This window comes from Methylobacterium sp. BE186 (assembly GCF_031457035.1).
In the GTDB taxonomy this organism is placed as follows: domain Bacteria; phylum Pseudomonadota; class Alphaproteobacteria; order Rhizobiales; family Beijerinckiaceae; genus Methylobacterium; species Methylobacterium segetis.
Map to the genome: position 1 here is coordinate 118237 of NZ_JAVDVV010000015.1, position 11496 is coordinate 129732.

Consider the following 11496-nt stretch of genomic DNA (forward strand, 5'->3'; position numbering starts at 1 on the left):
TCGCGCGGAGCTTGCGAGGCGTTGGCCCAGGAAGCCGTCAGCCCGGAGACAGGATATGGCCGACGCCTCCCTTGCCCCGAATGTCCGCTCCGCCGCGGCGCAGATGCACGGGGCGGAACGCCTCTACCGCGACCTGTTCGACCGTGCACCCCTGCCGCTCCTCGTGCTCACGCCCGAGTGCCGGATCGTGAACGCCAACGACGCCTACCTCGCGGCGACGGGACGGCGGCGCGACACGCTGGCCGGCCTCGACATGTTCGCGGCCTTCCCCGACAGCCCGCACGATCCGCAGGCCGACGGCGTCCGCAATCTCTGCACCTCGTTCGAGCGGGTGCTCCGGACGGGACGGCGCGATGGCATGCCGCTGCAGCGCTACGACATCCTGCCGGAAGGCGGGTGCTGGGAGGTGCGGTACTGGCACCCGGCGAACTGGGCGGCGCTCGATGAATCCGGCTCGGTGCTGGCGCTGGTCCACCACGTCACCGACGTCACCGCCACCGTCCTGAAGCCGCGGGCGCCGGCGGCGACGCTCCGCCCGGAGCCGGCCGCCGACGACCTCCTCGCCCGCGCCGACGCCGTCATCCGGACGGCGAAGCGGCTGCAGGCCCAGACCCAGCGGGACCTGCTCAACACCCGAAGGCAGGTGCGGGCCCTGCTGGGGCGGTAGGGAGCGGCAGCAGGGCTTCGAGGGCCGGGGGTCTACCGCATTGGCACAAGGCAGTCTTATGAAGCAGATGCACCAGCGGGTGTTTATGCTCAAACGGCCGGATACCTGAAGAAACCATTCGGTAAATGTTTGGAATGAGGCGAGGCCGACTCGCCCAATGCAATGCATCTATGTTAGCTGCCAAGCATGGATTGGGCTACGCTTCTCGGCCTCGCTGCAACCCCGCTTTCGCTGGGCCTGAGTATGGCAGCGAAGACGCGCGGCGAATTCCGGTTTGTGAAGGCATGCCTTTGGCTGGCGGCCAGCGCCATAATTGGGAACCACCTCGTGGGCATTTGGCAGAGTGGCAAGCCGATAGGGGTGCTTGGCATTCTAGTGGCGGCCGCTATAGGCGCTGCTGTGACTGCAGGTATGGCCGTTGCATTGGACTGGGTTAGCCGCAAAGAGCGAAGCGCTTTAGGTTACACGACGGCCGACGCGCCAAAGAAATCGCCCTCTGCCCCAATCATCTTAGAGTGCCATAACGCGAACCTTCCATCAGAGACACCGCCAGAAGGCATTATACATACAATGGATGTTGGAGATCCTGAGCATGAGGTTCTGGACCTGGGCAAGCGGTGGTCGCCTGGAAATAGCTATAAAATTGCATGGGATGGCATCAGGAGCGCCTATCGTTGTGACGTTACAAATCTAGGAGCAGAAGCGGTTTTCAATGTCTTGTTGACGTTCAAACTTTCGTTCCATGACACGGCACCGGAAAGCGGAGATACCACAGAGCAAATTGGCAAACTTGTTTTGAGTCGAGATAGGCGCATTCGCATACCGGCACTAGCACCAAATAAGCCTTTTACATTCTATGTCTACAATAAAAGCAGATACTTTGTGATGGCAGATGCGCCAGATGACGCATTTATTGGCGGATTACATCAGGAAAACCAAAACATAAATCTTGTGGCAGCGGGCCGCAAAGATCTTTTCATGTCTCCACACAAATCCTGATGAAATAAAAAGACAACATCTCCCGCAAATTAGAATTGGAGATTATGCGTAATACATCGTCCCAAGACATTTGTAAAATTACAATACACCAACTTATTATGGATTTTTGACTCAGATTTCCTCCCTCCAATAGGATCAAGCTTCTCAATAATCCGCGCATAGGTCGGGGCTTCACGATTTAACTCGGCCGTAGAAGGACGCGCCACGCAGCTTTCCAAGACCTCTTCCTTCCCTTTGGTCATTTTGCATCCCATTCGATTGCGGATGCCATCATTGGCGACGCGATTGTCTCCGCCCCCGGCGCGACCCCCCTCCCCGCGGATGCCCCGGAACCGCTATGGAGCGTTCCCGCCGGTATCCCATCGCCCCCTTCCCCCTCCCCGCCCGTACCCCGATGACATCCGCACCCGACGCCGCGCCCGCCCCGCTCCGGCGCCTCCTCGCCGTCCTCTCGGTGGCGGGCTTTGCCAGCACCTTTGCCGGGCGCTCGGTGGAGCCCCTCGTCGGCGTGCTGGCGCGGGACCTCGGCAGCGACCCGCATACCGTGGCGCTGCTCTCCACCGCCTTCGCCCTGCCCTACGCGCTGATCCAGCCCGTGCTCGGCCCCGTCGGCGACGCCCTCGGCAAGGAGCGCGTGATGACGGCCTGCCTCGGAATCCTCACCGCGGCGCTGGCCGGCTGCGCGTTGAGCGGCGACCTCGGCCTCCTGTTCGGCCTGCGGATCGCGGCCGGCGCAGCGGCCGGCGGGGTGGTGCCGCTCGCCCTCGCCCTGATGGGCGACCGGGTGCCGATGCAGCGGCGGCAGGTGGCGATCGGCCGCTTCCTCGTCGCGGTCATCCTCGGCCAGCTCGCCGGCTCGACCTTCGCCGGGCTGATCGAGGCGAAGGTCGGCTGGCAGGGCGTCTTCGCCATCACCGCCGCGGTGGCGGCCCTCGGCGCCGCCGCGGCCCTCCTCGGCTTCGAGCGCGGGCTCGGCCCGCCCGCCCGGAGGCCGGCCTTCGGCGAGGCCCTCACCCGCTACCGGGGCATCGTCGCCAACCCGCGGGCGCGGATCCTGTTCGGTGCCGTCTTCGTCGAGGCGATCGCCGTGTTCGGCATCTTCCCCCACCTCGCGCCCCTGATCGAGGCGCGCGGCGAGGGCGGCCCCCGGGAGGCCGGCCTCGCGCTCGCGGGCTTCGCGGCGGGCGGCCTCGCCTACTCGCTCCTCGTCGCGCAGCTGCTGCGCCTGCTCGGGACGACGCGGATGCTCGCTGTCGGCGGCGCGGTCTGCGCGGTCGCGCTCCTCGCCGTCGGGCTCGCCGGGCGCTGGCAGCTCGACGCCGCGGCGCTCCTCGCCCTCGGCTTCGGCTTCTATATGCTGCACAACACCTTCCAGGTGCAGGTCACCGAGGTGGCGCCGGGCGCCCGCGCCTCGGCGGTGGCCCTCCACGCCTTCTCGTTCTTCTGCGGTCAGGCGCTCGGCGTCGCGATCCTCGGGGCGGCGCTGCCCGTGCTGGGCCCCTTCGCGGCCCTTTCCGCCTGCGCCGCCACGATCCTCGCCCTCGGCCTCGCCACCGCGCGCCGCCTCGGACCCCCGCCGGCGCCGCCGCGGGCGGCATGATCGCGATCTACGCGGGGGGGCCTCGAAACGAGATCGCTCACGCGGCCAGGATCGTGTGCTCCTCGGCCGCATCCGGCCCGTGGGTGTGGCGCGCGAACTGGCCGATCGCGGCCGGCCGGCCCATCAGGAAGCCCTGCACCGCCTCGCACTTCTCCGCCTCGAGGAAGCGCAATTCGGCCTCCGTCTCCACCCCCTCCGCCAGGACGGGCAGGCCGAGCCCCCGCCCGAGGCCGAGCACCGAGCGGACGATGGCCGCCGTCTGCTCGTTGGCATCCACCGCCCGGATGAACGAGCCGTCGATCTTGATCTTGTCGAAGGGAAAGGCCCGCAGATTCGACAGGGACGAGTAGCCGGTGCCGAAATCGTCCATCGCGATCTGGACGCCGAGCGCCTTGAGCTGGCGCAGCGCGGACTGGGCCCGGGCCGGGTCGCGGATCAGGGCCGTCTCCGTGATCTCGATCTCGAGCCGCCCCGGCGCCAGCCCGGTCTCGAACAGCAGCTCGTGGACCAGGGGCACGAAATGCGGCCCGTGGATCTGCACGGCCGAGACGTTGACGGCCACCGTCAGCGGCACGGGCCAACTCGCCGCCTCCCGGCAGGCCTCGCGCAGCACCCACTCCCCGACCTGGAGGATGATGCCGCTCTCCTCCGCGATGGGGATGAACACGGCCGGCGAGATCGCGCCGCGCTCCGGATGCTGCCAGCGCAGCAGCACCTCGAAGCCGGTCACCGTGCCGGCGCGGACATCCGTCTGGGGCTGGTAGACGAGGTGCATCTCGCCCCGGGCGACGGCGTGGCGCAGGTCGTGCTCGAGGAGGCGGCGCTCGCGCACCTGCGCGCCCATCTTGGCCTCGAAGAAGCGGTAGGTGCCCCGCCCCTCGGCCTTCGCCCGGTAGAGCGCCGTGTCCGCGTAGCTCAGGAGCGTGGCCCGCTCCGACGCGTCGTCGGGATAGAGCGCGATGCCGACGCTCGTGGCGATGATCGGGCCGTTGCCCCCCGCATTCCCGCAGCGCAGGGCCTCGAGGACCCGCTCGGCGAGGCGCCCCGCCGCCACCGCATGCTCGCAGGGCATCAGGATCGCGAATTCGTCGCCGCCCAGGCGCGCCATCACCTGCCCCGCGTCGAGCACGTCCGTCACGGCGCGGGCGACGCTGACCAGCATGGCGTCGCCGGCCGCGTGACCGAACAGGTCGTTGACCTCCTTGAACCGGTCGAGGTCGAGGCAGAGCAGGGCGAGCTTGCCGCCGGTGGCCGCGGCGAGCTTCAGGTCCTGCTCCAGGCGCTGGTTGAAGCTCGTGCGGTTCGCAAGCCCCGTGAGCGCGTCGTGGTGGGCCAGGAACTGGATCTGCCCCTCGGCCCGGCGCCGGGCGCGCAGGTCGCGCACCGCCACGGCGTAGTGGGGCTGGTTGCCGTAGGTCACCGGCCGCAGGATGAGCTCGACCGGGATGGCCGAGCCCCCCACGTCGCGCAGCTCCGCCTCGATCGCCTGATCCGGCTGGCCGGCGAGCGCGAGATGGGTTGCGGCCTCCGGCAGGAAGCGGGCCAGGGGGCTGTCCGGCAAATCGGCCGCGGCGATGCCCACGAGCCGCGCGAAGCTGTCATTCGCGCTGACGATGGCCCCGCCCCGGCACACGACGAGGCCCTCGACGGCCGCGTTGGCGAGGCTGTGCAGGCGCTCGCGCTCGCGCAGCGCCTGGCGCCGGTCGCGGATATCGAGGGAGAGCGCGGCGCAGGCCAGGAGCAGGATGGTCACGCTCACGAGGGCGATGCCGACCGCGAGCCAGCGCGCCGGGACGGCGGTTTCCGGGATCACGATGGTCGGATCCGCCGCGATCGTGACGGCGCCCATCGCCGTGAAATGGTGGCTGCAGATGGCGGCGAGGAGGAGGAGCGCGCCCGCCATCTGACCGCGGACGCTGTCCTTGCCGAGGGTGACCGACAGCGCCGCGCTTCCGAGCAGGCAGCCGAGGATCAGCGAGGCGGCGACGAGGACGGGGTCCCAGGCGATGTGCCCGGCCACCTCGAACGCCATCATGCCGGTATAGTGCATGGCAGCGATGCCGCCGCCCAGGATCGCGCCGCCGATCGCGGCCGCGAAGGGCAGGCCCGCGAGGAGCGACACCGCGAGACCGATCCCCGTCAGAGCGACGGCGTAGACCAGCGAGAGGCCGGTCAGGCCGACCTCGTAGCCGCTCGGCAGCCCCGGCTCGAAGGCCAGCATGGCGATGAAATGGGTCGCCCAGATGCCCGAGCCGCCGGCCAGGGCGGCCACGCCGAGCCAGACCGCCCGCAGGCGCAGCGTGGCCTTGCGGGCGTGGCGCAGGAGCTCGATGGCGGTGACCGCGGCGAGGCTGCAGATGGCGGCCGCGAGCGCCACGAGCCACAGGTCGTGCGCACCGACGAAACACCCCACGACCTTCAGCATCGCACTCGACCAGCCCGATTTCGACCGGCCCATGGTGCAGGCGCGCCCCTGCACGCATCCTTAAATTCCTCGCCTCCGCCTACGAAGACGGCGGTGGAGTTAACGGTCCCTCCTCGAGAGACCCGTCGTTCGAGGCCAGCTTAACCATCTGCGCCCATCGAGACCCGCAACGGTTGCAGGGCGGGCCGGATGTCACAGGAGGGGATCGTCGGACGCCTCGAGCCGGCCCTGGGCGATGGCCTCGCGAAACCGCTGGTAATCGGCGTCGTTCCGGTCGCCGTAGGCCTGCGCCCAGTCCGCCAGGGCCTCGCGGAGGCCGGCTTGGCGGTCCCGGCCGCAATAGCCGGCGATCGCGGCCGCATCGCCCGTGCGGGCATGGGCGCGGGCCAGCAGGGACCCGTAGGCCCAGGAGAAGTAGACGAGGGGCTGCCCGGTCATGCAGCTGACCGGGATGTCGCCTTTCATGTTCTTCATCTGGCGCACGTAGAACGGGCGCTCCGCGATGGTCGTCCAGCCGAGCAGCGGGTCGCCGACCGCCTGGAGCAGCCGTTGCCCGTAGATCACGCGCTCGCCCTCGTGGGCCGCATAGGGCGCGGGCATGCCGGCGAGGTAGGGCGCGTGGGCCGGGCTCACCGCTTCCTTCACCTGGAGGAAGAGCACGTCATGATCCGAGTTGCCGCAGAGGAGCGCGACGTAGGCGCGTGTGCCGACGCTCCCCACGCCGACGACCCGGTGCGCGACATCGACCACGTGGTAGCGGCTCAGCATGAAGCGCCGCTCGCGCGGCAGCGTCTCGGCGTAGCGCTCCAGGCCGCCGATCACCGCCTCGTGCGTCGCCGCGTCGACGCGGGTGAGGATCGGCGGCTCTTCCCGGAAGCGCCAGCCGCCGTCGACGCGGCGCTCCCCGACCCGCGCCAGCAGGCTCTTGTTGTTCCGCTTGCGGGCCTTCTCCACCGCCTTGGCGACGACGCTGCGGGAATCCGGATCGATCTCGATGCCGGCGAAGTCGAGCTGGTCCACGCGGGCGGCCTGATGCCAGACGTCGAGCGGCCCCTGAGGCGCGAGCTCGGTCATGGTGTGCTGGTAGCCGGCGACGGCCGCGAGAACCGCGTCCCGCCGCTCGCGGGGGGATACGTCGTAGCCCCGCGCCGCGACCTCGAGGCTCGCGGTCAGCCGCTTCAGGTCCCATTCCCAGGGGCCGACGGTGACCTCGTCGAAATCGTTGAGATCGAGGACGATGTCCCGCTGGGGCGTGCCGAACAGCCCGAAATTCGAGATGTGGGCGTCCCCGTTCATCACGACCATGATGCCGCTGCGCGGCGTCTGCGCGAGATCCCAGGCCATGACGTGGGCAGCCCCGCGCAGGAAGGCGAAGGCGGAACTCGCCATCCGCGCGACCCGCAGCGGCAGCAGGGCCTCCTGGCGCCCGGCATGCGCCTGCTCGATCAGGGATACGGGGTCGGGGCGCTCCTCGGGCTCTGGCAGGACCGCGTGCGCGGCGTGGGGCACGGCCATGCGCAGATCCTTGCCCGCCGCTCGCCGCCTGTCCCAGGGCTCGCCGCTCTCCCGCAGGTCGATCGTCGGGAAATCCGCGAGCGGCTCGAGCACGACCTCGTCCGCCGCGGGGCGGCCCGCCTCCGCCTCGTCGGGTACGTCGACGCTCACCGGGTTTGTCCCTGCGCGGATGGCGCGGTCGGGCGATCGATCCATCGTGACGCTCTATGACGGAGCCCCCTGTCCCTCGGGCCGGAACGACCTCGGGCCAGGATCAACCTTGGCCTTATGATTTCGTTCCGGACCTGCGGATTAAGAACCGCCGACCGATCGTGCGGTGCCCTCCCCCGCCACGACCTATGGCACCGTGCCGACCCGTCGCGCGGGAGCCAAAGGCATCCTGGACACTTAACGTGGCGATGCGCGTCCGGAGCGGACGCCGAGCCGGACAGGATGCCATGCGAACCCGATCGAAACTCGGCCTCGCGGCGCTCGCGGTCCTCCTCCTCGGAGGGGCCGCCTTCGTGCGCTTCATCGTCTATCCGGAAAAGGCCACGCTCGATGCCTCGGCCGGGCTCGGCGCGAACCCGACATTGCCCGAACCGAACCCGACCCTCATGCCGACGGTGAATATCGCCCGGGTCGCGCGCTGGGCGAACGGCGCCAAGCCGCAGGCCGCGCCCGGGCTTCAGGTCTCGGCCTTCGCGGAGGGGTTCGATCATCCGCGCTGGCTCTACCTTCTGCCGAATGGGGACGTTCTGGTCGCCGAGGCCAACAAGCCGCAGACCGACGATCCCTCGACGGGCATCGCCGATTGGGTCGCCGACAAGGTCAAGGGCTTTGCCGGGGCAGGCGTGAAGAGCCCGGATCGGATCGTTCTCCTGCGCGACAGGGACGGCGACGGCGTGGCCGAGGAGCGTCACGTCTTCCTCACGGGTCTCCACTCGCCCTTCGGCATGGCGCTCGTCGGAGGCGACCTCTACGTCGCGAATGCCGACGCGCTGGTGAAGGTGCCCTACCAGACGGGCCAGACCGAGATCACGGCGGCCCCCGAGAAGGTCGTCGACCTGCCATCGGGCATCAATCATCACTGGACGAAGAACGTCATCGCCAGCCGGGACGGCCGGACGCTCCTCGTGACGGTCGGCTCGAACAGCAATGTCGGCGAGAACGGCCTCGACAAGGAAGCTGGCCGCGCCGCGATCTGGGAATACACGATCGCGACGAAGCAGATGCGGCCCTTCGCGACGGGGCTGCGCAATCCGAACGGCCTCGCCTTCGAGCCGACGACGGGCAAGCTCTGGACGGCCGTGAACGAGCGCGACGAGATCGGCAGCGATCTCGTGCCCGACTACGTGACCTCCGTGCAGGATGGCGGCTTCTACGGATGGCCCTGGAGCTACTGGGGCCAGCACGTCGACGCGCGGGTGCAGCCAGCCCGTCCCGATCTCGTCGCCAAGGCGGTCGCCCCCGATTACGCCGTCGGCACGCACACGGCCTCCCTCGGCATCGCCTTCTCGACGGATTCGAACCTGCCGGAGGCGTGGCGGAGCGGATTGTTCGTCGCCCAGCACGGCTCCTGGAACCGCCGCCCGAAGAGCGGCTACAAGGTGATCTACGTGCCCTTCAAGGACGGCAAGCCCGCCGGCCAGCCCGTCGACGCGCTGACCGGGTTCCTCAACGCGGATGAGAAGGCTCAGGGACGTCCCGTGGGGGTGATCCTCGACAGGTCCGGCGCCCTCCTCGTGTCGGACGACGTCGGCAAGGTCGTCTGGCGGGTGAGCGCGGAGCCTGCGCGGTACTGAATGCGCCGCACCGGCCTAGCGAAACCCGTGCCCGGCCGTCTGCCGAAGCGGGCGTCGCGGAGCGCCGATCTTGCTGCGCTCTCCCCGTTGCGCCTGCTCCGCGCATCGGCTACTGAATTCGCCACGGCCTGCACCCGTAGCTCAGCTGGATAGAGCGTTGCCCTCCGAAGGCAAAGGTCACACGTTCGAATCGTGTCGGGTGCGCCATCGTCTTTTTCCAAGCTCCCGTCAGCGCTCGGTTTTACGGTCTGATGGCCCCGCCTCCGATCGCCCTGGCGGGTCCGGTGGGAGCTCTGCGGCGGTGCGGCTCCTTCGTGGCAGCGGAGCCATCGCATCGTCGGCAAGCCTGGCGCGGCTTGCTTGCCGCGCCTAACATTCGACCTCCTCAAGCGTCCGGTATCCCGTGAGCGCCCTAATCTGACGGGGGTCGCACCACGCTCCGCCAGCCTCCTTCATTGAAGCGGTTGCCGAAGCCGTTGGGCGAGAAGGAACGGCCATAGTCCGTCGCGACGAAGGTCGGACCGACATTCGCGGGACCCTCAATCAGCGTCGAATTTCGGCTCCCAAGAACACCGAGGCGCCTGGGGAAACCCGTGAGGGCGGCCACATTTCAGGAGAGATCCTGCATCCTCTTCGAGTCATCAGGCTTTCGCCTGAGCAATATCAGAGCCTCTGCGAGCGTTGGTCGAAATGCCAGAGGGCCGTCCAGAGGTTCTGAATCTTTTCCAGCGGGATGCGTTGGGCATGTCTCATGACATGCTCGTTGGATCTCGCCATCTTCTGAGACAGTGACGGCCAATCGACGCCCACCAGCTGCCCCTCCTTCTTGATGCGGCGGCCGCGCGCCCAGACGCTGTCGACGTTCGACGGGTTGGCGTAGAAGACGACGGTGCCGACCGGATCGACGATCGGCACTGTATTGATGTCCCGGCCGCTGATCAGGGCGATGTCGGCCATCTTTCCAGGCGTGATCGAACCGGTCTCATGCGCGATGCCGGCCGCTTCGGCCCCCTTTATCGTCGCAAGCTCGAGCACGGAACGCGTCTTGATCGGCACGATGCCGGGCATGCGCCCGTCCAGTTCCGTTCGGGCATTGAGCCGCGCGCGATGCGCCTGCAGTTGCAAGCGCATCTGTGAAAACATGTCGCCGGCGATGTTGGAGACGATGTCGATCCCGAGCGAGGCCCTGCCGCCGAGCGCGTCGAAGCGATAGGCAACGGGATGGCCCATGCCCATCTGCATCTCGGTATCGGGCGTGGCCGAAATCGCGCAGCCGTGATCGAGCAGTAGTGCGAGTTCATGATCCGTGAAACCGCCGCCATGCACGAACAGGCACCGCTCGTCGAGAAAGCGATCCTCGGCGAAATACTGTACGATGCGCGCATCCTTGCAGAGCGCACCCATCGCCATATGCATCGAGATCCTGTGCGGCTCGAGCGCCCTGACCCGCGTCAGTTCGCTGCGCACCTCGTCATAGGGCTTGAACTCATATTCGTTGGTCGCGATGCCGAAGCGGACCCTGCCGCCATCCGTGAAATGACGGTCGCGCACGCGGATCGCATCCTCGAAGCGCCATTCTTCGATGTCACCGAACATCTCACCGATCAGTTCGCCGACATCGATCGGAGCGCCGATCTGGTGCTTCGCGTTGCGGAACAGGCCGTAGCAGAATAGGCCGCCGATACCTGAATCCATCATGCCCCGGACCGCCTCGTCGGCGTGTTCAGGCGTGTTGACGACATGGCAGTGATCGATGATCGACGTGATGCCTGCGTTCAGCGCTTCGAGGCAGCCGACGTAATTGCCGAGATAGACATCGTCGGGATTGTAGAAGGCCGCGAAGACCGAGCGCATGTTGATGACATAGTCGCACAGGCTCCAGTCGATCGCCACGGACTTGAGCTGTGCCTGCCAGATGTGGCGGTGCGTATCGACGAAGCCAGGAATGGCGATCATCCCTTCGGCATCGACCACCTCGGTCGAGGCTGGATCGACATCGATGGAACGGTCGACCGCGGCGATCTTCATGCCCTCGATGAGAATGTCGCCCTTACCGAAATCACCGATCGCAGGATCCATGGTCAGGATCGACGCGTTGCGGATCAGAACACGTTCAGCACTCATGATGAAGCCCCGGAAATATGGCGCGGAAACGCGCAGTATCTGGTTGCGGAGGGTGCCGATCTGATCGGCTCCCCGCTCAACGACGTCGTCGTCATCAAGTATTCGACTTCGTGTAGATGATTTATATTAGTGTTGCGCGCCGCCCTGCTGAATGTCTTGGCTCGTCAGGCAACGGCCGCCTGCATGATTTTGTCTTGCGACGCCTCGTAGGCCGGCAGCTCCTCGACGATCTGGCCCTGCCGGGCTACGAGGATGCGATCGGACAGGCTGAGCACTTCGGGCAGGTCTGATCCGTCCCCACGGGAGTGGTCCGCCCTTTTGGTATGGCTATTGAGCCTGGAGGACGGACGAGATGGCGAAGCGACCTAAGCCAGAGGAGATC

General features: G+C 67.5%; 7 protein-coding genes and 1 tRNA gene. 5 read left to right on the forward strand and 3 right to left on the reverse strand.

The features are described 5' to 3' along the window. Positions 1 to 55: 55 nt before the first annotated feature. The 3 genes from J2X36_RS16450 to J2X36_RS16460 all read left to right on the forward strand — a co-directional run bounded on the left by J2X36_RS16450 (position 56) and on the right by J2X36_RS16460 (position 3266). On the forward strand, positions 56 to 667 hold the full coding sequence (locus J2X36_RS16450) for a PAS domain-containing protein (RefSeq protein ID WP_310351606.1): 612 nt from the start codon (positions 56 to 58) through the stop codon (positions 665 to 667). Positions 668 to 853: 186 nt separating this feature from the next. Further along, on the forward strand, positions 854 to 1666 hold the full coding sequence (locus J2X36_RS16455; RefSeq protein WP_310351609.1) for a hypothetical protein: 813 nt from the start codon (positions 854 to 856) through the stop codon (positions 1664 to 1666). Between the two features lie 394 nt (positions 1667 to 2060). Continuing rightward, positions 2061 to 3266, forward strand: coding sequence for an MFS transporter (locus tag J2X36_RS16460; protein ID WP_310351612.1), 1206 nt, complete (start codon positions 2061 to 2063; stop codon positions 3264 to 3266). A 37-nt stretch (positions 3267 to 3303) separates the two neighbouring features. Here J2X36_RS16460 and J2X36_RS16465 read toward each other — a convergent pair whose 3' ends face one another. Together J2X36_RS16465 and J2X36_RS16470 are read right to left on the reverse strand one after the other, a co-directional pair. Further along, positions 3304 to 5691 carry an EAL domain-containing protein gene (locus tag J2X36_RS16465; RefSeq protein WP_310351636.1) on the reverse strand — a complete coding sequence of 796 codons (2388 nt, stop codon included), beginning with the start codon at positions 5689 to 5691 and terminating at the stop codon, positions 3304 to 3306. A 192-nt stretch (positions 5692 to 5883) separates the two neighbouring features. Beyond that, entirely contained in the window at positions 5884 to 7356 is a 1473-nt protein-coding gene (locus tag J2X36_RS16470; protein ID WP_310351614.1) for a DUF2252 domain-containing protein, read from the reverse strand. Positions 7357 to 7643: 287 nt separating this feature from the next. On the opposite strand from J2X36_RS16470, the gene J2X36_RS16475 reads away from it, so the two are divergent. Next, positions 7644 to 8990 (forward strand): sorbosone dehydrogenase family protein, encoded by a 1347-nt coding sequence (locus J2X36_RS16475; protein WP_310351616.1) that lies wholly within the window; start codon positions 7644 to 7646, stop codon positions 8988 to 8990. A 130-nt stretch (positions 8991 to 9120) separates the two neighbouring features. After that, positions 9121 to 9197: transfer RNA gene (locus tag J2X36_RS16480), tRNA-Arg, on the forward strand. A 456-nt stretch (positions 9198 to 9653) separates the two neighbouring features. On the opposite strand, the gene J2X36_RS16485 is transcribed toward J2X36_RS16480, so the two are convergent. Next, on the reverse strand, positions 9654 to 11114 hold the full coding sequence (locus J2X36_RS16485; RefSeq protein WP_310351619.1) for an amidohydrolase family protein: 1461 nt from the start codon (positions 11112 to 11114) through the stop codon (positions 9654 to 9656). Positions 11115 to 11496: the final 382 nt, after the last annotated feature.

Coding starts and splice junctions, on each gene's coding strand:
- J2X36_RS16475 (WP_310351616.1), top strand. CDS start 7,644: ATGCGAACCCGATCGAAACTCGGCCTCGCGGCGCTCGCGGTCCTCCTC.
- J2X36_RS16465 (WP_310351636.1), bottom strand. CDS start 5,691: ATGCTGAAGGTCGTGGGGTGTTTCGTCGGTGCGCACGACCTGTGGCTC.
- J2X36_RS16485 (WP_310351619.1), bottom strand. CDS start 11,114: ATGAGTGCTGAACGTGTTCTGATCCGCAACGCGTCGATCCTGACCATG.
- J2X36_RS16460 (WP_310351612.1), top strand. CDS start 2,061: ATGACATCCGCACCCGACGCCGCGCCCGCCCCGCTCCGGCGCCTCCTC.
- J2X36_RS16450 (WP_310351606.1), top strand. CDS start 56: ATGGCCGACGCCTCCCTTGCCCCGAATGTCCGCTCCGCCGCGGCGCAG.
- J2X36_RS16455 (WP_310351609.1), top strand. CDS start 854: ATGGATTGGGCTACGCTTCTCGGCCTCGCTGCAACCCCGCTTTCGCTG.